24 protein-coding genes are annotated in these 25394 nt (G+C 76.7%); 18 read left to right on the top strand and 6 right to left on the bottom strand.

The features are described from left to right. Nucleotides 1–90: 90 nt before the first annotated feature. The 3 genes from D5H78_RS17425 (at nucleotide 91) to prcA (ending at nucleotide 2204) form a co-directional block, all read left to right on the top strand. On the top strand, nucleotides 91–312 hold the full coding sequence (locus D5H78_RS17425; protein ID WP_119951797.1) for a ubiquitin-like protein Pup: 222 nt from the start codon (nucleotides 91–93) through the stop codon (nucleotides 310–312). 98 nt (nucleotides 313–410) lie between these two features. Further along, complete coding sequence (prcB, locus tag D5H78_RS17420; protein ID WP_119951796.1) at nucleotides 411–1259, top strand: proteasome subunit beta; 849 nt, start codon at nucleotides 411–413, stop codon at nucleotides 1257–1259. Between the two features lie 60 nt (nucleotides 1260–1319). Next, complete coding sequence (gene prcA, locus D5H78_RS17415; RefSeq protein WP_119951771.1) at nucleotides 1320–2204, top strand: proteasome subunit alpha; 885 nt, start codon at nucleotides 1320–1322, stop codon at nucleotides 2202–2204. Nucleotides 2205–2307: 103 nt separating this feature from the next. Here prcA and D5H78_RS17405 read toward each other — a convergent pair whose 3' ends face one another. Next, the gene (locus D5H78_RS17405) at nucleotides 2308–2754 is read right to left on the bottom strand and encodes a hypothetical protein (protein WP_119951795.1); all 447 of its coding nucleotides are present in this window, start codon (nucleotides 2752–2754) and stop codon (nucleotides 2308–2310) included. 140 nt (nucleotides 2755–2894) lie between these two features. On the opposite strand from D5H78_RS17405, the gene pafA reads away from it, so the two are divergent. From pafA to D5H78_RS17390, 3 genes are all read left to right on the top strand, one after another. Further along, nucleotides 2895–4256, top strand: a complete 1362-nt coding sequence (gene pafA / locus D5H78_RS17400) for a Pup--protein ligase (protein ID WP_119951770.1) — start codon at nucleotides 2895–2897, stop codon at nucleotides 4254–4256. A gap of 133 nt (nucleotides 4257–4389) precedes the next feature. Next, nucleotides 4390–5406, top strand: a complete 1017-nt coding sequence (locus D5H78_RS17395; protein WP_165865786.1) for an FKBP-type peptidyl-prolyl cis-trans isomerase — start codon at nucleotides 4390–4392, stop codon at nucleotides 5404–5406. 52 nt (nucleotides 5407–5458) lie between these two features. After that, nucleotides 5459–5833 carry an FKBP-type peptidyl-prolyl cis-trans isomerase gene (locus tag D5H78_RS17390; protein ID WP_119951768.1) on the top strand — a complete coding sequence of 125 codons (375 nt, stop codon included), beginning with the start codon at nucleotides 5459–5461 and terminating at the stop codon, nucleotides 5831–5833. A gap of 73 nt (nucleotides 5834–5906) precedes the next feature. On the opposite strand, the gene D5H78_RS17385 is transcribed toward D5H78_RS17390, so the two are convergent. From D5H78_RS17385 to D5H78_RS17375, 3 genes are all read right to left on the bottom strand, one after another. Next, nucleotides 5907–7232 carry a hypothetical protein gene (locus tag D5H78_RS17385; RefSeq protein ID WP_119951767.1) on the bottom strand — a complete coding sequence of 442 codons (1326 nt, stop codon included), beginning with the start codon at nucleotides 7230–7232 and terminating at the stop codon, nucleotides 5907–5909. A gap of 303 nt (nucleotides 7233–7535) precedes the next feature. Further along, entirely contained in the window at nucleotides 7536–9284 is a 1749-nt protein-coding gene (locus tag D5H78_RS17380; protein ID WP_218566751.1) for an ABC transporter ATP-binding protein, read from the bottom strand. Continuing rightward, nucleotides 9281–10351: a DUF3866 family protein gene (locus D5H78_RS17375; protein WP_218566750.1), complete on the bottom strand. Its 1071-nt coding sequence runs from the start codon at nucleotides 10349–10351 to the stop codon at nucleotides 9281–9283. The genes D5H78_RS17380 and D5H78_RS17375 overlap by 4 nt, the downstream gene beginning before the upstream one ends. A gap of 58 nt (nucleotides 10352–10409) precedes the next feature. On the opposite strand from D5H78_RS17375, the gene D5H78_RS19465 reads away from it, so the two are divergent. From D5H78_RS19465 to D5H78_RS17345, 7 genes are all read left to right on the top strand, one after another. Beyond that, nucleotides 10410–11387, top strand: a complete 978-nt coding sequence (locus tag D5H78_RS19465; RefSeq protein WP_165865785.1) for a helix-turn-helix transcriptional regulator — start codon at nucleotides 10410–10412, stop codon at nucleotides 11385–11387. Next, a complete protein-coding gene (locus tag D5H78_RS19460; protein WP_165865784.1) occupies nucleotides 11384–12391 on the top strand; it encodes a helix-turn-helix transcriptional regulator in 1008 nt (335 codons plus the stop codon). Before D5H78_RS19465 ends, D5H78_RS19460 begins: the two co-directional genes overlap by 4 nt. Before the next feature lie 152 nt (nucleotides 12392–12543). Continuing rightward, nucleotides 12544–12876, top strand: a complete 333-nt coding sequence (locus D5H78_RS17365; RefSeq protein ID WP_119951766.1) for a hypothetical protein — start codon at nucleotides 12544–12546, stop codon at nucleotides 12874–12876. A 96-nt stretch (nucleotides 12877–12972) separates the two neighbouring features. Beyond that, complete coding sequence (tatA, locus tag D5H78_RS17360) at nucleotides 12973–13254, top strand: Sec-independent protein translocase subunit TatA (protein WP_119951765.1); 282 nt, start codon at nucleotides 12973–12975, stop codon at nucleotides 13252–13254. Nucleotides 13255–13342: 88 nt separating this feature from the next. Next, nucleotides 13343–14248 carry a twin-arginine translocase subunit TatC gene (gene tatC, locus D5H78_RS17355; protein WP_119951764.1) on the top strand — a complete coding sequence of 302 codons (906 nt, stop codon included), beginning with the start codon at nucleotides 13343–13345 and terminating at the stop codon, nucleotides 14246–14248. A gap of 31 nt (nucleotides 14249–14279) precedes the next feature. Then, nucleotides 14280–15221 carry a diacylglycerol/lipid kinase family protein gene (locus D5H78_RS17350; RefSeq protein ID WP_119951763.1) on the top strand — a complete coding sequence of 314 codons (942 nt, stop codon included), beginning with the start codon at nucleotides 14280–14282 and terminating at the stop codon, nucleotides 15219–15221. Next, nucleotides 15218–17989, top strand: coding sequence for a DEAD/DEAH box helicase (locus tag D5H78_RS17345; RefSeq protein WP_119951762.1), 2772 nt, complete (start codon nucleotides 15218–15220; stop codon nucleotides 17987–17989). The genes D5H78_RS17350 and D5H78_RS17345 overlap by 4 nt, the downstream gene beginning before the upstream one ends. Nucleotides 17990–18025: 36 nt before the next feature. Here the strand turns inward: D5H78_RS17345 and D5H78_RS17340 are convergent, their stop codons facing one another. Beyond that, complete coding sequence (locus D5H78_RS17340) at nucleotides 18026–18940, bottom strand: 5'-3' exonuclease (RefSeq protein WP_119951792.1); 915 nt, start codon at nucleotides 18938–18940, stop codon at nucleotides 18026–18028. A 91-nt stretch (nucleotides 18941–19031) separates the two neighbouring features. On the opposite strand from D5H78_RS17340, the gene D5H78_RS17335 reads away from it, so the two are divergent. The 3 genes from D5H78_RS17335 to D5H78_RS17325 all read left to right on the top strand — a co-directional run bounded on the left by D5H78_RS17335 (nucleotide 19032) and on the right by D5H78_RS17325 (nucleotide 20987). Beyond that, complete coding sequence (locus D5H78_RS17335) at nucleotides 19032–20135, top strand: M24 family metallopeptidase (protein ID WP_119951761.1); 1104 nt, start codon at nucleotides 19032–19034, stop codon at nucleotides 20133–20135. A gap of 25 nt (nucleotides 20136–20160) precedes the next feature. Further along, nucleotides 20161–20601, top strand: coding sequence for an Lrp/AsnC family transcriptional regulator (locus D5H78_RS17330; RefSeq protein ID WP_119951760.1), 441 nt, complete (start codon nucleotides 20161–20163; stop codon nucleotides 20599–20601). Between the two features lie 152 nt (nucleotides 20602–20753). Beyond that, nucleotides 20754–20987, top strand: a complete 234-nt coding sequence (locus D5H78_RS17325) for a hypothetical protein (RefSeq protein WP_119951759.1) — start codon at nucleotides 20754–20756, stop codon at nucleotides 20985–20987. An 82-nt stretch (nucleotides 20988–21069) separates the two neighbouring features. Here D5H78_RS17325 and D5H78_RS17320 read toward each other — a convergent pair whose 3' ends face one another. Next, the gene (locus D5H78_RS17320) at nucleotides 21070–22467 is read right to left on the bottom strand and encodes a KamA family radical SAM protein (RefSeq protein ID WP_119951758.1); all 1398 of its coding nucleotides are present in this window, start codon (nucleotides 22465–22467) and stop codon (nucleotides 21070–21072) included. A 129-nt stretch (nucleotides 22468–22596) separates the two neighbouring features. Here D5H78_RS17320 and kdd point away from each other — a divergent pair, with 129 nt between their 5' ends. Continuing rightward, nucleotides 22597–23679, top strand: a complete 1083-nt coding sequence (gene kdd, locus D5H78_RS17315) for an L-erythro-3,5-diaminohexanoate dehydrogenase (protein WP_119951791.1) — start codon at nucleotides 22597–22599, stop codon at nucleotides 23677–23679. Then, entirely contained in the window at nucleotides 23676–25322 is a 1647-nt protein-coding gene (locus tag D5H78_RS17310; RefSeq protein ID WP_119951757.1) for an amidohydrolase, read from the top strand. Before kdd ends, D5H78_RS17310 begins: the two co-directional genes overlap by 4 nt. Nucleotides 25323–25394: the final 72 nt, after the last annotated feature.

Raw genomic sequence — 25394 nt, 5'->3', positions numbered from 1 at the left:
CCGGTCGCCGCCGTCGGCGGCGGGCGCTAGGTTCGCCGTACGGCGCGGCGGGCAGGGTCGCGCCGTCGAGGAGCACGAGGGGTGGGGGACATGCCGACGAGGGACACCGGCGGGCAGGCCCGCGGGCGCCGCAGCGAGGACGCGGCCGAGGTCGAGGAGGTCGCGACCGAGGAGGCCGGCGCCGCCGAGCGCGCCGAGCGCAAGGAGAAGCTCGACGAGGACATCGACGCGATCCTCGACGAGATCGACGAGACCCTCGAGGTCAACTCCGAGGAGTACGTGCGCAGCTTCGTCCAGAAGGGCGGGCAGTAGGGCGCGCCACCGCGCGCCACCGCCCCGGAGCACCACCGGCACGACCGCCGTACCGCCGCACGCCCGCCGACCGACCCCGAACGGGAGAGCCGTTGCCCATCGACCCCCACGGTCCCGGCGCCGCCGGGCGCCTGCCCGCGGCGTACCTCACGCCCGGCACGTCGTCCTTCGCCGAGCTGCTCGCCGCGACCGCGCCCGAGCTGCTGCCGGGGCGCCGGGCCGTGCCGGCCGGTGACCTGTCGGCCCTCGCCCCGCACGGCACGACGATCGTCGCGGTCGTCTTCCCGGGCGGGGTGCTCATGGCCGGCGACCGGCGGGCGACGATGGGCAACCTCATCGCCCAGCGCGACATCGAGAAGGTCTTCCACGCCGACGACCACTCGGCGGTCGGCATCGCCGGCACGGCGGGGCTCGCCGTCGAGATCGTCCGGCTGTTCCAGGTCGAGCTCGAGCACTACGAGAAGATGGAGGGCACGACGCTCTCCCTCGAGGGCAAGGCCAACCGGCTCTCGGCGATGATCCGGGGCAACCTCGGCATGGCGATGCAGGGGCTCGCGGTGCTGCCGCTGTTCGCCGGCTACGACCTCGAGACCGGCCAGGGCCGGGTCTACAGCTACGACGTGACCGGCGGGCGCTCGGAGGAGCACCGCTACCACTCGGTCGGGTCCGGCTCCCTGTTCGCCCGGGGCGCGCTGAAGAAGCTCCACCGCGACGACCTGTCGCCGGAGGACGCGGTGCGCGTGGCGGTGCAGGCGCTCTACGACGCCGCCGACGAGGACTCCGCGACCGGCGGGCCGGACGTGACCCGGCGCATCTTCCCGGTGGTCTCGCTCGTCACGGCCGAGGGCTACCGGCGCCTCACCGACGACGAGGTGGGCGCGCACGTGGAGGCCGTCCTCGCCCAGCGCATGGAGCACCCGGGCGGGCCGCCGGCGCCGCTGCGCTGACGCCCGGCCCCACCACCCGCAGCAGCACCCCCCAGCACCCCGTACGAGGAGCGCACCCCGGTGTCGATGCCGTTCTACGTCTCGCCCGAGCAGGTCATGAAGGACAAGGCGGACTACGCCCGCAAGGGCATCGCCCGCGGGCGCAGCGTCGTCGTCCTGGCCTCGGCCGACGGGATCCTCTTCGTCGCGGAGAACCCGAGCCGGGCGCTGCACAAGATCAGCGAGATCTACGACCGGATCGCCTTCGCGGCGGTCGGCAAGTACAACGAGTTCGAGAACCTGCGCCAGGCCGGGGTGCGCCTGGCGGACATGCGCGGCTACTCCTACGACCGGCGCGACGTCACCGGCCGCGGCCTGGCCAACGCGTACGCGCAGACGCTCGGCACCATCTTCACCGAGACCAACAAGCCGTACGAGGTGGAGCTCGTCGTCGCCGAGCTCGGCGCCACCCAGGACGAGGACCAGGTCTACCGCCTGACGTACGACGGGTCCGTGGCCGACGAGCACGGCTTCGTCGCCATGGGCGGGCAGGCCGAGCAGGTGGCGGCGCGCCTCGGCGAGCGCTTCCGCGAGGGGCTGGACCTCGCGGGCGCCCTGCGGCTCGCCGTCGAGGCGCTGGGGGCGGCGGGCGACGGCGGGGCCGCGCGCACGCTCACCGCCGCGCAGCTCGAGGTGGCGCTGCTCGACCGGTCCCGCCCGCGGCGCACCTTCCGCCGGCTCACGGGCGCGGTGCTGGAGCGGCTGCTCGGCGCGGACGCCCCGGCGGCGCAGGGCACCGCGCCCGACGACCCCGCCGCGCGGCCCGTGCCCGGCCCCACGGCGCTGGCGGGCGGGCCGTTCGAGCCCGCCGGGCCGGACGAGCCCGGCCGCGAGGGCGGCGAGGGCGGCGAGGGCGGGGACGGCGCCGCGCCGACCGGCCCGACCCCGCCGCCGCCCAGCCGCTGAGCGGCGGGCGGTCCGGGCGGTCCGGGCCGTCCGGGCGGTCCGGGCGGTCCGGGCCGTCCGGGCCGTCCGGGCGGTCCGGGCGGTCCGGGCGGTCGGCTGCCGCTCAGGGCTGCGGCGGGCGCGCCTCGTGGTGCCGGGCACCGCGGGTGCGCCGGTCCTCCTTCATCTCCGCCTCGTAGAGGTGCCGCCGGCCCTGCACGAGCTCCTCGCGGGCCGCGCGCTCGACGTCCTTGAACGCCGCGTAGTACGTCGCGTCGTAGTCCTCGACGACCTGGAAGGTCCAGCGCCCCTCGATGACGTTGCGCCCGACCACCTCCTGCTCCACGCGGTCGGCGAGCGCGTCGTGCCCGGCCTCGCGCAGCAGGTCGACCGCCTGCCCGCAGGTGAGGTCGGCGGTGCCGCTGAGGCGGTGGAACGCGTAGAGGTGCCCGCGGGCGACCTCGACGGCCTCGAGGGCCTCGGACAGCTTGCCGAGGGCCTCGACGGTGCGGTCGTCGACGCCCGGCGGGCGGCGGTGGGCCGCGTCGGGCCCCTGCGGCTCGGAGGGCAGCGCGGGCGCGGTGCCGGGGGTGGTGGCGGGGCTGGCGTCGGGGGCGGTGCGCGCGTCGGTCACGCGCCGGTCGTACCCCGGCGACGGCGCGTCCGCACGTCCCGGGCGCGGCGCCCCGGCGCAGGTCGTACGGTGTCGCCATGGACCGCCGCATCTTCGGCCTGGAGAACGAGTACGGCGTCACGTGCACGTTCCGCGGGCAGCGGCGGCTGTCCCCGGACGAGGTGGCGCGCTACCTCTTCCGCCGCGTCGTGTCGTGGGGGCGCAGCAGCAACGTCTTCCTGCGCAACGGGGCGCGGCTCTACCTCGACGTCGGCAGCCACCCGGAGTACGCCACGCCCGAGTGCGACGACGTCCGCGAGCTCGTCGTCCACGACAAGGCGGGGGAGCGGATCCTCGAGGGCCTGCTCGTCGACGCCGAGCGGCGCCTGCGCGAGGAGGGCATCGCCGGGGACGTCTACCTGTTCAAGAACAACACCGACTCGGCCGGCAACTCGTACGGCTGCCACGAGAACTACCTCGTGGGGCGCGGCGGCGAGTTCAGCCGGCTCGCCGACGTGCTCATCCCGTTCCTCGTCACCCGCCAGCTCGTGGCGGGCGCCGGCAAGGTGCTGCAGACCCCGCGCGGGGCGGTGTTCTGCCTGAGCCAGCGGGCCGAGCACATCTGGGAGGGCGTCTCCAGCGCCACGACCCGCTCCCGGCCGATCATCAACACCCGCGACGAGCCGCACGCGGACGCCGAGCGCTACCGGCGCCTGCACGTCATCGTCGGCGACTCGAACATGAGCGAGACGACGACGATGCTCAAGGTCGGCGCCACCGACCTCGTGCTGCGCATGGTCGAGGCCGGCGTCGTCATGCGCGACCTGACGCTGGAGAACCCGATCCGGGCGATCCGGGAGGTCAGCCACGACCTCACCGGCACGCGGAAGGTGCGCCTGGCCAACGGGCGGGAGGCCAGCGCGCTGGAGATCCAGGAGGAGTACCTCACCAAGGCGCGCGACTACGCCTCGCGCCGCGGCATCGACGAGGGCACGGTCAAGCAGGTGCTCGACCTGTGGGAGCGCACGCTGCACGCGGTGCGCACCGGCGACCTCGACCTCGTCGGGCGCGAGGTGGACTGGGTCATGAAGCACCAGCTCGTGGAGCGCTACCGCGCCAAGCACGCCCTGCCCCTGGCTTCGGCGCGGGTCGCCCACCTCGACCTCGCGTACCACGACATCCGCCGCGACCGCGGCCTGTACTACCTGCTGCAGCGCAAGGGCCTGGCCGAGCGCGTGGCGCACGACCTGTCCGTGTTCGAGGCGAAGTCGGTGCCGCCGCAGACCACCCGGGCGCGCCTGCGCGGGGAGTTCATCAAGCGGGCGCAGGAGAAGCGCCGCGACTTCACCGTCGACTGGGTGCACCTCAAGCTCAACGACCAGGCGCAGCGCACGGTCCTGTGCAAGGACCCGTTCCGGGCGGTCGACGAGCGCGTGGAGAAGCTCATCGCCAGCATGTGAGGCGCCCCGCCCGGACCGGCGGGTGCCCGGGGGAACCGTCCCGGGGCGCCGCTCGTCGGGCGGGGGGACCGCCGCGGGTTAGGCTCGCCCGGTCCGTCCCCCTCTGCTCCCGATGGATCCCGAGGTCCCCTCCGTGCCGTCCACCCTCCGGCGCGCGCGCCCGCTGGCCGCGCTCCTGCTCGTGCCCGCCCTGTCCCTCACCGCCCTCGCCGGCTGCGGCTCCGACGAGGACGACCAGGCGGGCGGCTCCACCTCCGAGGCCACCGCCACCGCGGGCTCCACGCCCGGTGCGACGCCGGGGGCCACCCCGTCCGCCGCGACCTGCGAGACGCAGGAGGCCGGCGCCGGCGGCGTCGAGGTGACCGGCGAGCCCGGCGCCAAGCCGGAGCTGACGCTGCCCGAGGGCGAGCCCGCGCCGACCACCCTGACCCGCCAGGTCCTCACCGAGGGCGACGGCGAGCCCGTCGAGAGCGGCGACCTGCTCGTCGCCGGCTACCTCGGCAAGACGTGGAAGGAGGGCACGGTCTTCGACAACTCGTACGACCGCGGCCAGCCCGCCGCGTTCCCCATCGGCGTCGGCCAGGTCATCCCCGGCTGGGACGCCTGCCTCGTCGGGCTCAACGCGGGCACCCGCACCGTGCTGACCATCCCGCCGGCGCAGGGCTACGGCGACCAGGCCCAGGGCGAGATCCCCGCCGGGTCCACCCTCGTCTTCGTCGTCGACGTCGTCGGCTCGGCGGGGGCCGACGCGGCCGGCGAGGCCGACGCGAGCCAGGAGGAGCTGCCCGCGCAGGGCCCGCAGGTCGAGGGCGAGCTCGGCCAGCGCCCGACGGTCACCGTGCCCGAGGGCACCGCCGAGCCGACCGAGCCCGGCCAGCAGGTCGTGGCCACCGGCAGCGGCGACCCGGTCGAGGCCGGCCAGCTCGTGGTCATGCAGTACGAGGTCGTCGACTGGACCGGCCAGCCGGTGGAGTCCACGTGGGAGACCGGCACCCCGTACGGCGGCCCGGTCGGCGTGCAGGGCCAGGGCTCGCCGTTCGACGGGTTGGTGGGCGTCCCCGTGGGCAGCAGGGTCCTGCTGACGATCCCGGCGCAGGGCGAGCAGACCCCGCCGTACGCCGTCGTCGTCGACGTCGTCGCGGCCTACTGACGCCCGCGCCGCCGGCGCACCACCCCACCCCCGACCCGAGAGAGGACACCGCATGTCGCAGCCCGGCCTGGAGAAGCCAGAGGTCGAGTTCCCCGGCGGCGACGCCCCCGAGGACCTGCAGATCACCGACCTCGTCGTCGGCGACGGCCCCGAGGCGGCGGCCGGCGCCACCGTGCTCGTGCACTACGTCGGCGTCGAGTTCGACACCGGCGAGGAGTTCGACGCGTCCTGGAACCGGGGCGAGGCGATCGAGTTCCCGCTGCGCGGGCTCATCAAGGGCTGGCAGGAGGGCATCCCCGGCATGCGCGTCGGCGGGCGCCGCCAGCTCGTCTGCCCGCCGCACCTCGCGTACGGCCCCTCCGGCGGCGGCCACCGCCTGTCCGGCAAGACGCTGGTCTTCGTCATCGACCTGCTCGCCGTGCGCTGACGCCGCACCAGCCCGCCGAGGGGCCCCCCGCCACCGCCGCGCGCGGGGCGGGGCGCCCCTCGGCGCACGGGGCCTAGCCCCTCAGCCGCGCGCAGGGCACCCGCACGGACCAGGTGCCGCCGGGGCTCAGCGGCCACAGCTGCACGGTGCGCTGGCGCGGCCGCTCGCACTGCTCCCGCCCCGCGGCGACGAGGTCCAGCCAGTCCGGCTCCGCGAGGCGGCGCGTCGGTACCGACGGCAGCGCCAGCAGCATCCCGGCGGCGAGGACGCCGGCCAGCCCGGTGGCCACCACGCGGGGCCAGCGGCGCGGGGGGCCCTCGCGCGGGGCCAGCCCAGCGTCGAGCCCGAGCACCGCGCCGCTGAGCACCAGCAGGCCGGCCGGGACGGCGTAGCGGGTGTGGAAGGCCACCTGCTCGACGACCTCGCGCGGGTCCTCCTTGTCGGGGGTCCAGTTCCACAGTGTGGCGAGCCAGAACACCGCCACCCCGACCGCGACGAGGAGCAGGGCGGGCGCCCGCCGCTCGCGGGCGGCGGGCCCCGGCAGCGCCAGGAGCGCGAGGCAGCCCAGCACCGGCAGGCCGGCGAGGACCAGGCTCAGCGGGGCCCGCTCGGCCAGGCCCACGAGCCGGTCGGGGTCGAAGGTCCACAGCGGCAGGAGCACCTGCAGCCCGAACAGCTCGGCCACCTCGACGGTGGACGGGCGCGGCACGTCCAGCCGGGAGCGCGGCTGAGCGAGCGTCACACCGAGCTGGACGGCGGCACCGACGAGCAGCGCCGCCGCGGGCCACAGGGCGTGCCCGGGCGCGCGCCCGCGCTCGGCGCGCAGGACGACGAGCACCACGAGCGGCGCCAGCAGGACCACGAGGATCTCGGTCAGGGCGCAGAGCAGCGCCACCACCGCCCAGCCGACCGCCGCCACGGGGCCGGAGGGCCGGTGGAGCAGCACCCAGGCAGCCGCCCACAGCGCCAGCCAGTGCAGGTTCGCCGCGCTCGCCAGGACCTCCACGCCCAGGACCGGGAGCAGGACCGGCAGCAGCGCGAGCCCGAGGCGCAGCGGCCGACTCTCCACCAGCGTCGACGACGCGGCGAGCACCACGGCCGCCGCGAGCCCCGCGAGCACGCAGGCGCCGGCGTTCATGCCCAGCGCGAACTTCTCCACGGGCAACCGCTCCACCGCGAGCGCGACGAACCTCGGTGCGAGGTGCAGCGAGCCCTGGTACGGCTGCAGCACGGCGTCCGTCCCGTCGAGCAGCGCGCGGGTGAGGAAGATGCGCCCGTCCTCCGCCCACAAGGTGGGCCGCACGTCGCGGCGCAGGCGCAGCCAGAGCAGCACGGCCACGAGGGCCCCCAGGGCGAGTGGCGCGACGACGCGCAGCGCCCCCCGTACGGCGCGGTCCACGGCCGGGATCGTAGGAGCGCTCCCGGCCCGTCTGCAGGGTCTTCGGGATCATGACCGGGACGTCCCGCCACGCCCGTTCGGCGCCCTTGCGCCCGGTGCGCCCCGGTCCCCGTGCGTCCCCCTGAGGGGCACCCCCAGGCGCCGCGGGCGCATGAGGGGCACCCTCAGCAGACTCGACCCTGCTGAGGGGCACCCCGAGGCGCCGCGGGCGCATGAGGGGCACCCTCAGCAGACTCGACTCTGCTGAGGGGCACCCCGAGGGGCCGGACCCGCCTGGGGGTGCCCCTCATGCAGCGCGCAGGGTCAGGACCGCGCCACCAGCAGCTGCGACGCAGCGAGCTCCCGGTAGAGCGGCGAGGTGCGGACGAGCTCCTCGTGCCGCCCGACGGCGACCACGCGGCCGGCGTCGAGGACGACGATCTGGTCGGCGTCGACGACGGTGGACAGCCGGTGCGCGACGACGACGAGCGTGCGGTCCGCGGCGACGGCGTCGACGGCCCCGCGCAGCGCGACCTCGTTGCGGGCGTCGAGGTTGCTCGTCGGCTCGTCGAGGAGCAGCAGCGGCGGGCGCGCGAGCAGGACGCGGGCGAGGGCGAGGCGCTGGCGCTCGCCGCCGGAGAGCATCACGCCGCCGTCGCCGACGGGGGCGTCGAGCCCGGCCGGGGTGCGGTGGGCGAGGTCGGCGAGGTTGACCTCGGCGAGCACCCGCACCAGGTCGGCGTCGGTGGCGCCCGGCGCGGCGAGCAGCAGGTTGTCGCGCAGGCTGCCGGCGAGGGCGGGGGCCTCCTGCTCGACGTACCCGGTGCGGGCGCGCAGCGCCGCCCGCGGCACCTCGCGCACGTCGACGCCCTCGAGGCGCACCGCGCCGGCCGTGGGGTCGTAGAAGCGCTCCACGAGCGCGAGGAGCGTCGACTTGCCCGAGCCGGAGGGCCCCACGAGCGCGGTGCGGGTGCCGCGCGGCACGGCGAAGGACACGGCGTGCAGCACCGGGACGCCCTCCTCGTACGCGAACGACACGCCGTCGAGCTCGAGCACGGGCGCCCCGGGCACCGGCGGGGGAGCCGCGGCGGGGTCGCCGTCGGTCTCGCGGGGCAGCGCCCGCACCTCCTCGATCCGCCCGAGCGCGCCGAGGCCCGTCTGCAGCGTCGCGAAGGCGCGCAGGGCCTGCGCCAGCGGCAGGACGAGCAGGAAGAGGTAGAGGACGAACGCCACGAGCTCTCCCACCCCGAGCGCCCCGCTCGCGACCCGGGCGCCGCCGAGCGCCAGCACGAGCAGGAACGAGCCCTGGGTGGCCAGCGCCATCGCGGGGGCGACGAGCGCCTCGAGGCGCGCGACGCGCAGCGAGGCCCCGTACGCCGCCTCGGCGCTGCGCCCGACGGCGGCCACCTCCCGCTCCTCCGCGCCGCTGGCCCGGATCGTGCGGACCCCGCGCAGGGCGCGGGTCACGGCGGCGGTCATGTCTCCGACCCGCTCCTGCACCACGCGCGAGAGCGCCCGCAGCCGCCGCGCCGCCGTGGCGACGACCCCGGCGCCCGCGGCGACGGCGGCGACGGTGACCGCGAGCAGCAGCGGGTCGATGAGCAGCATCGCGACGAGGGCGCCCGCGACCACGACGACGCCGCTGAGCGCCTCCACCGCCCCCGAGGTGATGACGGCCCGCAGCTGCGTGGTGTCCGCGCCGAGGCGCGAGACGAGGTCGCCGCCGGCGCGCCGGTCGTACTCGACGACGGGCAGGCGCAGCAGGTGCTCGGCGAGGCCGCGGCGCGCGGTGAGCACCACGCCCTCCCCGGTGCGCTGCAGGAGGTACTGCTGCGCCGAGGACACGACCGCGGTGCCCAGCATGAGCACGACGAGCAGCGCGACGGCCCCGCCGACGGCCCGGCCGGCTCCGACGCCGTCGAGCACCCGCTGCACGAGCAGGGGCTGGGCCAGGGCCGCGGCCGAGCCGACGAGGGCGAGCAGGACCGCGAGCGCGAGGGCGGCCCGGTGCTCGCGCAGGTAGGGCAGCAGGGCCCGCAGCCCGGGGGAGGGGGGCGGCGCCGGGGCGCTCACCCCAGGAGCCCGGCGGCGTGCCGCCCCGCGGCGGCCGAGGCCAGGAAGCACGCGCGGTCCGCGTCGAGCGAGCGTCCCATGCTCGACAGGCGCACCGGCGCCGCGCGCAGCGCCGGCTCGAGCCCGCCCACGGGCACCTCGACGAGCCGGTGGCGCCCGGCCAGCACCTCCGCGTCGCGGCGCACCCGGGCCCCGAACGGGCCGTCGAGCACGGGCACCGGCACGTCGGCGGCGGCGAGCGCGACCCGCCCGTACGCGGTGAGGCTGTGGTGGGACACCCCGCGGTGCCGCTCGCGGGGGTCGGCGTCGGACACGCGCAGGGCGGCGACCGGCCGGCCGTCGAGCGCCGCGACCGCGTTGACGGCCTCGCCGGCCGCCACGCCCGAGAAGCCCCAGCGGGTGCCCGTGCCGAGGTTGCCCGGCCCCTGCGCCACCACGGCGACGTCAGCCCCGAGCACGTGCCGCGCCGCGAGCAGCCCGGTGTGCAGGGTCACCGCCTCGAGGTCGCCGCCGAACGCCTGCCCCACGGTGACCGAGCCCGCCAGCCAGCCCGCGTCGCGCAGGGCGGCCACGGTGCGGCTGAACCACAGGGGCAGGGCGCCGCCGTCGGTCATGACGTACGCCGCCCGCGCCCCCGGCCGGTCCGCGCGCAGGCCCGCGAGCACCGCCGGCAGGGCGGAGTGCAGGTCCGCGACGACCACCGGCATCGCCTCGAGGTCGTCGGCCGCCTCGAGCAGCCCGTGGTGCTCGGAGTCCTGCTCGTCGACGCCGAGGACGGTGGCCTGCAGCGGCGTGTAGCGGGCCTTGACCAGGTGCCCGGGGCCCGGCGGCGGGTCGGCGGGCAGCCGGTCGGGCAGCGCCACCACCTGCGCGACGCCGCCCGTGCCGAGGCCCATCTCCAGCGCGGTGGCGTTGAGCAGCACCCGGTCGCCGGGCTCCGGCGTGCCCACGAGGGGCGGGTGCGCGAGGGCGCGCACCTCCCGGCCCCCGACGTCGACCACGAGCTCGAGCGACCCGCGCCAGGCGCGGCCGGTCGACACCACCGTCCCGGAGCGCCACCTCACCACGCCGGGAACGCTACCGGCGGCAGGTAGGTTGAGGGCCGGCGGAAGGAGGTGGCGGGGCGTGTCCAAGGCGAAGACCGAGCGGCTGCTCAACCTCGTCATCTGCCTGCTCGCGGCGCCGCGCTACCTCTCCCGCGAGGAGATCCGCCGCGCCGTCCCCGGCTACGCCGAGGCGCAGGAGGCCTTCGAGCGCACCTTCGAGCGCGACAAGGACGAGCTGCGCGAGATGGGCGTGCCCGTCGAGACGGGCAGCAACAGCGCCTGGTTCGAGGACGAGGTCGGCTACCGGATCCGGCGCGACGCGTACGCGCTGCCGGAGGTCTCCTTCGCCCCGGACGAGATGGCGGTGCTCGGCCTGGCCGCCCGCGCCTGGCAGCAGGCCTCGCTGGCCGGGGCCGCGTCGAGCGCCCTGCTCAAGCTGCGCGCCGACGGGGTCGACCCGGACGAGATCGCGATCGCGGGCATCGAGCCGCGCGTCGACGCCGCCGAGGCCGCCTTCGGCCCGCTGTGGGAGGCCGTGCGCGACCGGCGGGCGGTGCGGTTCGACTACCGCCGCCCGGGCTCGGGGTCCTCGCCCCGCAGCGTCGAGCCGTGGGGCGTCGTCTCCTGGCACGGGCGGTGGTACCTCGTCGGCCACGACCGCGACCGCGGCGCCGCGCGCGTCTTCCGCCTCAGCCGCATCACCGGCCCGGTCAAGGGCGTCGGCCCCGCGGGCGCGGTCGTCGTGCCCGAGGGCGTCGACGTGCGCCGCGAGGTCGCCCGGGCCAACGAGGTGCCGGTGAGCGGCACGGCCACGGTCCGGGCCCGCACCGGCGCCGCGGGGTTCCTGCGGCGCCAGGCCACGGCGGCACGCCCCGACGGCGACGGCTGGGACGTCCTGGAGGTGCCGTACGCCGACGCGGGGCACCTCGCCGACGCCGTGTGCGGCCTCGGCGCGGCGGTCGTCGTCCTCGACCCGCCCGAGGCGCGCGAGGCCGTCGTACGGCGCCTGCGCGGCGTGCTCGAGCGGCCGACGGCGGCGGGGGAGGGGGCGGCGTGAGCCGGGCCGGCACCGGGGCCTCCGAGCGGCTGGCGCGCCTGCTCGCCCTCGTCCCGTACCTCACCGCGCGGCCCGGCGCCCGGGTCGAGGACGTCGCGCGGACGTTCGGCATCACCGAGGCGCGCCTGCTGGAGGACCTGCAGCTGCTCTTCGTCTGCGGGCTGCCCGGGCACCTGCCCGACGACCTCATCGAGGCGTCCTTCGAGGGCGGCTACATCCACGTCTCCAACGCCGACACCATCGCGCGCCCGCTGCGCCTCGGCGCCGACGAGGCGGCCGCGCTGCTCGTCGGGCTGCGCACCCTCGCCGACGCGCTCGGCGAGGCGGGGCCCGGCGGGCCCGGCGGCACGGGCGACGGGGGGCGCGCGCTGGTGGACCGCGACGCGCTCGACCGCACCGTCGCCAAGCTCGAGCGCGCCGCGGGCGACGCCGCCGCCCTCGCCGCGCACGTGGCGGTGGCCGTGGAGACCGACGACGACGTCGTGCCCGAGGTGCGCCGGGCGCTCGCCGGGGGGCGGCGCCTGCACCTGAGCTACTACGTGCCCGGCCGCGACGAGACGACCGAGCGGGACGTCGAGCCGATGCGCCTGCTCATCGTCGAGGGCAGGGCGTACCTCGAGGCCTGGTGCCGCCGCGCCGACGGGGTGCGCCTCTTCCGCCTCGACCGCGTGCAGGGGCTGCGCGTGCTCGACGAGCCGGCCCGCGTGCCCGAGCACGCCGAGCCGCGCGACGTGGGCGAGGGGCTGTTCCAGCCGTCCGAGGCCGACACCGTCGTGACCCTCGAGCTCGACCCGCCGGCGCGCTGGGTCGCGGAGTACTACCCGTGCGACTCCGTGGTGGAGCTGGGGGAGGGGCGCCTGCAGGTGCGCCTGCGCACCCCCGACCCGCGCTGGGTGGGCCGGCTCGCGCTGCGCCTCGGCGGGCAGGGGCGGGTCGTCGACCCGCCGGGGCTCGCCGAGGACGTGCGCCGCGAGGCCCGCGCCGCGCTCGACGCGTACGCCTGAGCGGGCCGCCGCGAGCGCACGGCCCGGGCCCTGCGGCCTGCTCCGCCCGGGTGGTCCCAGCACGTCCGGCAACTGGTCGTCAAGCCCGCGCGGGACCCTGCCGAGGACAGGTGGGACGCCAACCAGGGGCGTCCACCCCGGAGGGAACCGACATGACGACGATCAAGGCCTCCTGCCCCACGTGCGGCGACGTGGAGCTGACCCCCACGCAGCTGCGCCTCGTCGTGGCGAACGTGACCGAGCGCTCCTTCTACTCGTTCCACTGCGCCAAGTGCACCAGCGAGGTCCGCAAGCCGGCCGACGAGGAGATCGTCGCGCTGCTCGTCTCCGGCGGCGTGCGCGCCGAGCGCTGGACCATCCCCGCCGAGGCCCTCGAGGTCCGCGCCGGCGACCGCATCTCGTACGACGACGTGCTCGACTTCGCGCTCGCCCTGGACCGCGTGGACACCCTCACGGCGCTGCTCACCCCCAGCTCCGGCGCCTGAGGCGGCCCGTTCGCGGGACGTCCACCGCGCCGACACCGCCACGACGCACCCGGACGGCGTAGAGTGCGTCACGTCCCCTACGAGTGAGGTCGTCCCATGCCCAACCTCGGCGCCCCCGAGCTCCTGATCATCCTCGTCGTGCTGGTGTTCCTCTTCGGTGCCAAGCGCCTGCCCGACATGTCGCGCAGCGTCGCCCGCTCGATGAAGATCTTCAAGACCGAGGTCAAGGAGATGCGCGAGGAGGACAAGCCGGCGCACCCGACCCAGACGTCGCAGACCGACCAGGTCCGCTACGACGCCCGCCCGCTCGAGGGCCGCGTGGAGAGCGCCGCGGACCGCCAGCAGCAGAGCGCCCGCCAGACGCACGGCGACATCTGAGCCCGACCCCCGCTCGCGCCCTGCCCGGCACCCGGGCAGGGCACGCGCCGTCCGGGCCACGCCCGGCGGCCCCGGCTGACGGAGCACGATGACGGACACCACCGAGCGGTCGGGGCTGGGCACGGCCCCGGACCCCGACGACGAGGGGCGCATGCCCCTCATGGAGCACCTGCGGGAGCTCCGGCGGCGCCTCACGCGCGCCGTCCTGGCCTTCGCCGTGGTGACGGTCGCCTGCTTCTTCTTCTACTCCGAGCTCTTCGCGCTCATCGCCGGGCCGTTCAACACGATCAAGGACCAGTACGCCGAGCAGGGCGCCACCGTCACGCTGAACTTCCAGGGCATCGCGGACCCGTTCAGCTACGCGCTGAAGATCTGCTGCCTCGCGGGGCTGTTCCTGTCGAGCCCGGTGTGGTTCTACCAGCTGTGGGCCTTCATCAACCCGGGCCTGCACAAGAACGAGCGCCGCTGGGGCCTGGCCTTCGTCTTCAGCGCCGCGCCGCTGTTCATCGGCGGCGCCGTCGTGGCGTACGTCTTCCTGCCCAAGGGCTTCGACCTGCTCATCGGCTTCAACCCGACCCCGCAGGACGTCGCGAACATCATCGGCTTCGACCGCTACCTGGCGTTCGTGACCCGGATGTTCATCGTCTTCGGCGTCGCGTTCGTGCTGCCGGTCTTCGTCGTCGCGCTCAACCTCGTGCAGATCGTCTCCGCGCGGGCGCTGCTCGGCGCCTGGCGCCCCGTCGTCCTCGGCTCGTTCGTCTTCGCGGCGGTGGCGACGCCGTCCGGCGACCCGGTCACGCTCTGCGCGCTGGCGCTGCCGATGCTCGTCCTCTACTTCATCGCCACCGGCATCTGCTTCCTGCTCGACCGCCGGCGCAAGCACCAGCTCATCGACGGCGTCGACTACTCCGAGCTGGCCGACGACGAGGCCGCGCCCATGCCGGCGCCCTCGCGCGAGCCGCGCTCGCGCTACGACGACGACGACCTGCTCTGAGCCCGGCGCGCCGCCCCGGCGGGTCGCCCTCCTGACCGGGGGCGCCGCGGGGAGCGGGCGCGCCGCGCGGCTCCTGACCCCGGTGCTGGCGCGCCTGCGCGCCGCGGGCGTCGCCGTGGTCCCCGTCGGCGGGCCCGGCCCGCTCTCGGCCGAGCGCCAGCTGCGGGAGGCCCTGCGCCACGGCGTCGACGCGGTCGTCGCGCTCGGCGGGGACGGCACGGTGCACCTCGCGCTGCAGCAGGTGGCTGCCACCCCGGTCCGGCTCGGGGTCGTGCCCGCCGGCTCCGGCGACGACGTGGCCCGCTCGCTCGGCCTGCCCCGCGACGCGGACGCCGCGCTGGACGCCGTCCTCGCCGGGCACTGGTCGCCGGTCGACGCCGGGCTCCTCGACGCGCCCGGCGGCGAGCGCTGGTTCCTCTCCGTCCTCTGCGCCGGCTACGACGCGGTGGTCGCCGAGCGCGCCCGCGCGCTGCGCCGCCCGCGCGGCCCCGCGCGCTACCCCGCCGCCGCCGTCGCCGCCCTGCCCGCGCTGCGGGCGCGCCCGTACCGGCTGGTCCTCGACGGGCGCGAGGTGCAGGAGGAGGCCGTGCTGCTCGCGGTGGGCAGCGGCAGCACGTACGGCGGGGGGCTGCGGATCTGCCCGGGCGCCGACCCGCACGACGGCCTGCTCGACGTGGTGCTCGTGCGCCCGCTCGCCGTGCCGCGGCTCGCGGCGCTGCTGCCGCGGATCTACGCCGGGAGCCACCTCGGGCACCCGGCGGTCGTCGCGCACCGTGCGCGGGTCGTGCGCGTGGAGCCGGCCGGCGCGGGCAGGGGCCCGGCATGCGCAGCGAGGGGGACGAGGGCGGCACCGCCGGGGGCCTGGGCGGACGGGGAGCCGGTCGCTCCGCTGCCGGTGACGGTGCGGGCGGTGCCCGGCGCCGTGCGCGTCCTCGGGGCGCCGGGACCGCGCCACGTAGCATCGAGGGCATGACCACTCCCGCCGAGCGGTTCGCCCAGGCACGCGAACGGGCCCGCCGGCAGCAGCGGGAGAGCCGCAGCGAGCTCACCCGGTTCCGCCAGGACTACCCCTTCGGCCTCGACGACTTCCAGGTGCGCGCCTGCGAGGCGCTCGAGGGCGGGCACGGCGTGCTCGTCGCCGCCCCCACCGGCTCCGGCAAGACCGTCGTCGGCGAGTTCGCCGTGCACCTCGCGCTGGCCGCGGGCCAGAAGTGCTTCTACACCACGCCGATCAAGGCGCTGTCGAACCAGAAGTACGCCGACCTCGTCCGCCGCTACGGCAGCGACCGGGTCGGCCTGCTCACCGGCGACAACACGATCAACGGCGAGGCGCCGGTCGTCGTCATGACGACCGAGGTGCTGCGCAACATGCTCTACGCGGGCTCGCACACCCTGTCCGGGCTCGGGTTCGTCGTCATGGACGAGGTGCACTACCTCGCGGACCGCTTCCGCGGCGGCGTGTGGGAGGAGGTGATCATCCACCTGCCGGACGGGGTGCGGCTGGTCTCCCTCTCCGCGACCGTCAGCAACGCCGAGGAGTTCGGCGACTGGCTGCAGACCGTGCGCGGCGACACGACCGTCGTGCTCGAGGAGCACCGCCCGGTCCCGCTCTGGCAGCACGTCCTCGTCGGCCAACGCCTCTACGACCTCTTCGTCACCGAGGACCAGGAGGCGCCGCCCGACGGCGACGGGCCGCGCACGAAGCTGCACGTCAACCCCGAGCTGGTGCGCCTGGCCCGCGACGAGGACCGCTTCGGCGGGCGCGACAGCCGCCGGCGCCACGGCGGGCGGCGGCCGGCGACGTACCAGCGCCCGAGCCGGGTCGACGTGGTGAACCGGCTCGACGCCGAGGGCCTGCTGCCCGCGATCACCTTCATCTTCAGCCGCGCCGGCTGCCAGGACGCCGTGCGGCAGTGCCTGGCGGCGGGCCTGCGCCTCACCACCCAGGCCGAGCGGCTGGAGATCCGCTCCATCGTCGAGCAGCGCACCGCCGACATCCCCGACCAGGACCTCGCGGTCCTGGGCTACCACGACTGGCTCGACGGGCTCGAGCGCGGCATCGCCGCGCACCACGCGGGCCTGCTGCCGACCTTCAAGGAGGTCGTCGAGCACCTCTTCGCCCGCGGCCTCGTGCGCGCGGTCTTCGCCACCGAGACCCTGGCGCTGGGCATCAACATGCCCGCCCGCTCGGTCGTGCTGGAGCGGCTCGTCAAGTGGAACGGCGAGGCGCACGTCGACGTGACGCCGGGGGAGTACACCCAGCTCACCGGGCGCGCCGGCCGGCGCGGCATCGACGTCGAGGGGCACGCGGTCGTCCTGTGGCAGCAGGGCATGGACCCGCGCGCGGTCGCCGGCCTGGCCTCCACGCGCACGTACCCGCTGCGCTCGAGCTTCCGGCCCTCGTACAACATGGCCGTCAACCTCGTCGGCAGCGTCGGGCAGGCCACCGCCCGCGAGCTGCTCGAGGCGTCGTTCGCGCAGTTCCAGGCCGACCGCGCCGTCGTCGGCCTCGCCCGGCAGGTGCGCCGCAACGAGGAGGCGCTCGAGGGCTACCGCGAGGCCATGACGTGCCACCTCGGCGACTTCGAGGAGTACGCCGGCCTGCGCCGGGCGATCAAGGAGCGCGAGGCCGGGCTGTCCCGCGAGAACGCGGCCGACCGGCGGGCCCAGGCCGCGGCCAGCGTCGAGGCCCTGCGCCCCGGCGACGTCATCCGCGTGCCCACCGGGCGCCGCGCCGGGCTCGCCGTGGTCCTGGAGACCACCACCGGCGGCCTCGACGGGCCGCGCCCGACCGTGCTCACCGCGGACCGCCAGGTCAAGACGCTGTCGATGGTCGACTTCCCCTCGCCCGTCATGGCGCTGGACCGCGTACGGGTCCCCAAGGCCTTCAACGCGCGCAACCCGCAGCACCGGCGCGACCTGGCCTCGACCATGCGGGCCACCGGCCTCGACCACGACGAGACGCGCCCGCGCAAGCAGCGCTCGGCCGCCGCGGACGACCCGGAGCTGGCGCGGCTGCGGCGCCTGCTGCGCCAGCACCCCTGCCACGGCTGCGACGAGCGCGAGGACCACGCGCGCTGGGCCGAGCGGCACGCGAAGCTGCTGCGCGACACCGAGGGGCTGCGGCGCCGGGTCGCCGGGCGCACCGGCACCATCGCCCGCACCTTCGACCGGGTCTGCGCCCTGCTCGCCGAGCTCGGCTACCTCGCGCCCGAGGGCGACGCGCTCGTGGTCACCGACGAGGGCCGCCGGCTCGGCCGGCTCTACAGCGAGCTCGACCTGCTCACCGCCGAGTGCCTGCGCACCGGCGTCTGGGAGGACCTCGACCCCGCCGAGCTCGCCTCCTGCGTCGCCACCCTCGTGTACGAGTCGCGCTCCAGCGAGGACGGCACCGTCGCGCGGGTCCCGCGGGGCCGGGTCGAGCAGGCGCTCACCCGCATGCGCGACCTGTGGTTCGCCCTCGAGGCGCGGGAGAGGGCGCACCGGCTGGACTTCCTGCGCGAGCCCGACCTCGGCTTCTCGTGGGCCGCCTGGCGCTGGGCCTCCGGGCACCGGCTCGAGGAGGTCCTCTCCGACGCGGACCTGCAGGCCGGCGACTTCGTGCGCTGGTGCAAGCAGCTCATCGACCTGCTCGGCCAGGTCGCGACCGCCGCCCCGGAGGGCTCCCGGGTCCGCCGCACCGCCCAGGAGGCCGTCGACGCGGTGCGCCGCGGCGTCGTCGCGTACTCCTCCGTGTCCTGACCCCGCCCCCGGCCGCGACCCTGCGGCCGCCGGGGATCAGGCCGCGGCCCGCTGCAGCGCCGCGAGGACGCGCTCGACGCTGGACCCGACGCCCCACCGGTCGACGAGCTCGACGAGCCGCTCGGGGTCGGCGGGCTCGCGGGGCAGCCGCGCGTCGTGCGCCGGCACGGCGAGGGCCGTCGCGACCCGCACGACCGTCGGCGCGACCGCGAGGTAGTCCCGGGCCGCCGCGAGCTTGCGCCCCGCGGCGGCCGGCAGGGCCGGGTCGCCGGCGTCCACCGCGGCCAGCAGGGCGTCGAGGGTGCCGTACTGCCTCACCAGCTGGGCGGCGGTCTTGTCGCCGACGCCCTTGACCCCGGGCAGGCCGTCGGAGGGGTCGCCGCGCAGGACGGCGTAGTCGGCGTACGCCCGCCCCGGGATCCCGTACTTCTCCCGCACCGCCCGCTCGTCGACGACCTCGTGCCTGCCGACGCCGCGGGCGGTGTAGAGGACGCGCACCCGGCGGGCGTCGTCGACGAGCTGGAAGAGGTCGCGGTCGCCGGTGACGACGTCGACCGGCGTCGTCGCGGTGGTGGCGAGGGTGCCGATGACGTCGTCGGCCTCGTAGCCGGCCACCCCGACCCGCGCGATCCCCAACGCGTCGAGCAGGTCGAAGATGACGGGCACCTGCGGCACGAGGGTGTCGGGCACGGTCTCCCCGGCGAGCTCCGGGTCCGCGTCGGCGGCGACCCGGTGCGCCTTGTACGACGGCAGCGCGGCCACCCGGAACGCCGGGCGCCAGTCCTCGTCGGTGCAGGCCACGAGGTGCGTCGGGGTGCGGTCGGTGACCAGCCGGGCCACGAAGTCGAGCAGCCCGCGCACCGCGTTGACGGGCGTGCCGTCCGGCGCCGTGAGCGACTCGGGCACCCCGAAGTACGCGCGGAAGTAGAGCGAGGCGGTGTCCAGGAGCATGAGGCGCTCGTCGCGGGGCGGCACGGGCCGCAGCATGCCACCCCGCCGCTCGCGCAGGGGGCTGTCGGGAGGCCGCACTAGGGTGGCCGCCATGACGCAAGCCATCCCCGCCGAGCGGCTGCGCCGCGCCCAGGAGGCCACCGCCGCCGCCGGCACCGACGCCCTGCTCGTCTCGCCGGGGCCGGACCTGCGCTACCTCACGGGCTACGACGCGCTGCCGCTGGAGCGGCTCACCTGCCTCGTGCTGCCGGCCGAGGGCGACCCCCGCCTCGTCGTGCCCCGGCTCGAGGAGCCGGCCGCGCTGGCCTCGCCGGTCGCGGCGCTGGGGCTGCAGACGGTGGCGTGGGACGAGACCGACGACCCGTACGCGCTCGTCGCCTCCCTGCTGCCGGGCGCCCGCCGGGTCCGGGTGGACAACCACATGTGGGCCGAGAAGGTGCTGCGCCTCGCCGCGGCCATGCCCGAGGCCGAGCAGGGGCTCGCCGGGCACGTCCTCGGCCCGCTGCGCATGCGCAAGGACGCCGCCGAGGTCGCGGCGCTGCGCGAGGCGGGCGCCGCCATCGACCGGGTGCACCGCCGGGTGCCGGAGTGGCTGCGGGCGGGGCGCACCGAGCGCGAGGTGGGCGCCGACATCGCCGCGGCGATCGTCGAGGAGGGGCACGCGCGGGTCGACTTCGTCATCGTCGCCTCCGGCCCGAACGGCGCCAGCCCGCACCACGAGCTCTCCGACCGGGTGATCGAGCAGGGCGACGCCGTGGTGGTGGACATCGGCGGCACGACGCCCGCGGGCTACTGCTCGGACTCCACCCGCTGCTACTCCGTCGGCGAGCCGCCGGCGGGCTACCGGGAGTCGTACGACGTCCTGCTCGCCGCGCAGGTGGCGGCGTGCGAGGCGGTGCGCCCCGGCGTGAGCGCCGAGGCGGTCGACGCGGCGGCGCGCGACGTCATCGCGGACGCGGGCTACGGCGCGCGGTTCATCCACCGCACCGGGCACGGCATCGGCCTCGAGACGCACGAGGAGCCGTACGTGGTGGCCGGCAACGCCCTCCCGCTCGAGCCCGGGATGGCGTTCTCGGTGGAGCCGGGCATCTACTTGCCGGGACGGCACGGCGCGCGCATCGAGGACATCCTCGTGTGCGGCGAGGACGCGGGGGAGCGCCTCAACCTCACCGACCGCGCGCTCGTCGTCGTCTGAGCGGGCGGGTCCGGAGGAGCCGCGCGTGGAGGACATCGACCGGCAGATCGTGCGGCTGCTCGCGCGCGACGGCCGGATGAGCTGGACGGACCTCGGCCGGGCGACCGGCCTGTCGACCTCGGCGGCGCAGCAGCGCGTGCGCCGGCTCGAGCAGCGGGGGGTCCTCACGGGCTACGCCGCGGTCGTCGACGCCGAGGCGGTGGGCCTTCCGCTCACCGCGTTCATCTCGCTGACCCCCATCGACCCCAGCGCGCCCGACGACGCGCCGGAGCGGCTCGCCGGGCTGCCCGAGGTCGAGGCCTGCCACAGCGTCGCCGGGCAGGAGAGCTACATCCTCAAGGTCCGGGTCGCCTCGCCGGGCGCGCTGGAGTCGCTGCTGGCGACGATCCGGGCGCGCGCCGGGGTCTCGACCCGCACGACGATCGTGCTCAGCACGCCGTACGAGGCGCGCCCGCCGGAGGTCTAGGCAGGGCGCCGTGACCGCCCCGTGTCGTGCCGGCGACGCGCCGGTGTCGCCGCACGGCATACTGGGGATGAGACGTGCACCACAGTGGAACGCGCAGCACCCTCCGCCCACCCCCGGCCGGAGGTTCCGGACCCCCCTCCCCGGAGAGCGTGATGACTCGCGACGGCTACTGCTGGGACTGCGCCCGCGTCCGCGGGCGGGCCCCCGAGGCCAACGACTTCGCGAAGCTGTGCCACCGCGACGGCAACATCGCCGTCCCGTGCCTCGGCTGCGCGGAGGTCGTCTGGGTCGACCACCGCGGACGCCGCGTCGAGGGCACCGGCGTGCCCGTCGAGGCGGCCCGTCCCGTGCCGGCCCCCCGGCTCGCGGAGCGGCGCGCGGGGTGACGACCGCGGCCCCCGCCGCCCCCCTCCCCGCCCGCCCTCGGCGCCCCGTCCTGCGCGGGTGCCCGCCCGTGCCCCAGCCGGCTCAGCCCGCGGTGGGCGTGTGCTCGCGCCACCACCGCTGCCCCTGCTCGGGCAGGGTGTGGATGGGGTCGTAGAAGGCGTACCGCCGGGTCAGCGCCTCGACGTCGTCGGCCTCGATCCCGGTGCGGTAGTTCTTGGTCCAGTACGAGATGCCGCGCTCGCGGTCGTACTCCTCGACCTGGTGCACCCAGCGCTTGCCGACGAACGGCACGTCGCAGACGATCCGCGGCGTCGCGTACCCGGGCAGGTAGCCCATGACCGCGTGCTGCAGGTGCTGCGCGTGCGCGACGGAGACGCGCCAGTGCTCGCTGTTGGGGATCATGTCGCAGAGGTAGAAGTAGTACGGCAGGACGTTCGCCTCGCCCTGCAGCGCGAAGCACAGGTCGAGCAGGTCCTCCGGGGTGGCGTTGACGCCCTCCATGAGCACGCCCTGGTTGCGCACGTCGCGCACGCCGACCTCGAGCGCGGTGCGGGCCGCGCGGGCAACGAGGGGGGTCACCGAGTTGACGTGGTTGACGTGCGTGTGGATCGCGAGGTTGACCCCCCGGCGGTGCGCGGTGCGGGCCACCCGCTCGAGCCCCTCGACGACGCTGTCCTGCAGCCAGTGCTGCGGCAGGCCCATGAGCGCCTTCGTCGCCAGGCGCACGTCGCGCACCGACTCGACGTCGAGCAGGCGCATGAGGAACGACTCGAGCTGGCGCCACGGCATGTTCGCGACGTCGCCGCCGGAGACCACCACGTCGCGCACCCCGGGCGTGCGGCGCAGGTAGTCGATCATCGCGTCGGCCCGGTCCACCGGCTTGAGGCTCAGCCGGAGCTTGTCGACCTGCGGCGTCGAGGTGCCGACGAGGTCCATCCGGGTGCAGTGCCCGCAGTACTGCGGGCACGTCGGCAGCATCTCGGCCAGCACCTTGGTGGGGTAGCGGTGCGTGAGCCCCTCGACCACCCACATGTCGTGCTCGTGCAGCGAGTCGCGCGAGGCGTGCGGGTGCGAGGGCCAGTCGGTGCGCCGGTCGGACAGGACCGGGAGCATGTAGCGGCGCACCGGGTCGGCGAGGAACGCCTCGGTCCAGTCCGCGGCGCCCGCCGGGACCATCGTGTTGAGCATCTGCGGCGGCAGCAGCATCGACATGGTCGCGCGCTCGGCCTGGTCGCGCGCGAGGTCCTCGTAGAACCGCTCGTCGAGCAGGTCGCCCATGACCGCCCGCAGCTGCTTCGCGTTCTTCACGCAGTGCGCGCGCTGCCACTGCGCGGACTCCCACTGCTCGCGGGTGACCCCCCGCCAGCCCGGCAGCCGGGTCCAGTCGGGCTCGACGAGCTCGCGCCGGGCGTAGGCGTACGGCTGCCCGGCCGCAGCCCGCAGCGGGGGGGCCGTGGTCGCCTCGGGGGCCTGCGTCATCGCGATCCTCCTGCGCGCCGGGGTGTCGTCCTGCGGAAGTGCTCGACAGGAGGGCACTCTATGAGAGATGTTGCGGTCGAGGAAGGACCTCACGAGAAGAACTGCAGCAGCGAGGAGCCGGTCGTGGACGTGACGCGCACGGGGTCGTCCCCGGTCGGCCTGCACCGCGTGCTCGAGCCCGCGGGCGTGCTCCCGCAGGCGGCGCACCGGCTCGACGCCCGCCCGGAGCTGTGGCCGGACGAGGTGCGGGTGCGCGTGGAGCGCCTCAACCTCGACGCCGCGTCCTTCCGCCAGCTCGACGAGGCGCACGGCGGCGACGGCGACGCGGTGCGCGCCGCCGTGCTGGCGATCGCCGCCGAGCGCGGCAAGGTGCAGAACCCGGTGACCGGCTCGGGCGGCATGCTCGTGGGGACCGTCGAGGAGGTCGGCCCGGCCTCGCCGCTCGGCCTGCGCGTCGGCGACCGGGTCGCCACCCTCGTCTCGCTCAGCCTCACCCCCCTCGCCCTCACCGACGGGCTCGCGGGGTGGGACGGGCGCTCGGAGCAGGTCCCGGCCCGGGGGCACGCGGTGCTCTTCGCCCGGTCCGTCGCCGCGGTGCTGCCCGACGACCTGCCCACGGAGCTGGCCATGGCGGTCATGGACGTCTGCGGGGCCCCCGCCCTCACCGCGCGGGTCGTCCGCTCGTACGAGCGCCCGGTCGTGGCGGTCCTCGGCGGCGCCGGCAAGTCGGGGTCGCTGAGCCTCGCCGCCGCCCGCGCCGCCGGCGCCGGGCGCACCGTCGGCGTCGTCCCGCACGAGGGCGAGGCCGACCTGCTGCGCGCGTCGGGCCTCGCCGACGCCGTGGCCGTGGCCGACGCCCGCGACCCGGTGGCCCTCGAGGCGGCGGTGCGCGCCGCGGGCGGGCCGGCCGACGTCACCGTGGTCTGCGTCGACGTGCCGGGCTGCGAGCACGGCGCCGTGCTCGCCACCCGCGACGGGGGGACCGTCGTCTTCTTCTCCATGGCCACGTCGTTCTCCGCGGCGGCGCTGGGCGCCGAGGGGCTGGCCGCCGACGTGACGATGCTCGTCGGGAACGGCTACGTCCCGGGGCACGCCGCGACGGCCCTGGACCTGCTGCGCTCCGACCCGGCCGTGCGCCGCCTCGTCGAGCGCCGGGCAGGGCTCGTCCCGGAGGGCGCGGCGCCGGCGGTGGCCGCGAGGATGGGTCCGTGACCCACGAGCCGAGCGCCCCGCCGAGCGACCCGCCGACCGACCAGCGCACCGTCCTGCTGCGCGGCGGCGAGGTGCACTCGCCCGCCGACCCCTTCGCCACCGCCCTGCTCGTCGACCGCGGCAGCGTGGCCTGGGTCGGCTCGGAGGGGGCGGCCGACGTGCACGCCGACGGGGTGGACGAGGTCGTCGACCTGCAGGGCGCGCTCGTCGCCCCCGCGTTCGTCGACGCGCACGTGCACGCCACCGCCACCGGCCTGGCCCTGACCGGGCTCGACCTCTCCGGCGCGGCGACCCTCGCCGAGGCGCTCGACCTCGTCGAGCGGCACGCGCGCGCCCGGCGCGGCGGGGTGGTCCTCGGGCACGGCTGGGACGAGACCCGCTGGCCGGAGCGCCGCCCGCCGACGCGCGCCGAGCTCGACCGCGCGACGTACGGGGGCGTGGCGTACCTCAGCCGCGTCGACGTGCACTCGTGCGTCGTCACCAGCGCGCTCGTCGCGGCCGCCCCGGAGGTGCGCGCCGCGGACGGCTGGGACGAGCAGGGCCCGCTGACCCGCGACGCGCACCACGTGGCGCGCCGCGTCGCCCAGGGCAGCGTGGGGGAGTCCCAGCGCCGGGCGGCGCAGCGCGCTACCCGGGCCCGCGCCGCGGAGCTCGGCATCGGGGCCTTCCACGAGCTCGCGGGGCCCGACATCAGCTCGCCGGAGGACCTCGCGGGGCTGCTCGCGCTCGCCCGCGAGGAGCCCGGCCCCCAGGTGCTCGGCTACTGGGGCGAGCTCGGCGGGGTGGAGCGCGCCCGCGAGCTGAGTGCGCTCGGCGCGGCGGGCGACCTGTTCGCCGACGGCGCGCTCGGCTCGCGCACCGCGTCGCTGCGGGCCGACTACGCCGACGCCGAGCACGCCGGTCACGCGTACCTCAGCGCCGCGCAGGTGCGCGACCACGTCGTGGCCTGCACCCGGGCGGGGCTGCAGGCCGGCTTCCACGCCATCGGCGACGCTGCCCTCGACGTCGTGCTCGCCGGGCTGCGCGAGGCCGCCGCCGAGGTCGGCCTGCCGGCGCTGCGCACGGCGCGGCACCGGATCGAGCACGCCGAGATGCTCGACGCCGCCGCCGTCGCGGCGCTGGCCGAGCTCGGCGCGGTCGCCAGCGTCCAGCCGGTCTTCGACGCCCTGTGGGGCGGCGCGGAGGGCATGTACGCCGAGCGGCTCGGCGCCGAGCGGGCCCTCGGGCTCAACCCGTACGCCGACCTCGCCGCCGCCGGCGTCCCGCTCGCGCTCGGCTCGGACGCCCCCGTGACGCCGCTGGGGCCCTGGGAGGCGGTGCGCGCGGCGGCCTTCCACCACGTGCCCGCGCAGCGGCTCAGCGTGCGCAGCGCCTTCACGGCCCACACCCGCGGCGGCTGGCGGGCCGCGGGGCGCGACGACGCGGGCGTGCTCGTGCCCGGCGCGCCCGCGACGTACGCGGTCTGGGAGGCCGGCGAGCTCGTCGTCCAGGCCCCCGACGACCGGGTCGCGGCCTGGTCCACCGACCCGCGCTCCGGCACCCCGGGGCTGCCCGACCTGACCCCCGGCACCCCGGCGCCGCGGTGCCTGCGCACCGTCGTCGACGGCCGGGTCGTCCACGACGTGGAAGGAGCCCTGACGTGACCCCAGCCGCGGCACCGGCCGTCCCCGCGCGCCGTACGGGGCCCGCCCCGGCCCCCGCTGCGGCGGCCCCGG

It is taken from the genome of Vallicoccus soli (assembly GCF_003594885.1).
Lineage (GTDB): Bacteria > Actinomycetota > Actinomycetes > Motilibacterales > Motilibacteraceae > Vallicoccus > Vallicoccus soli.
The sequence above is the reverse complement of the archived record's forward strand: the minus strand, read 5'-3'. Positions and strand labels throughout refer to the sequence as shown.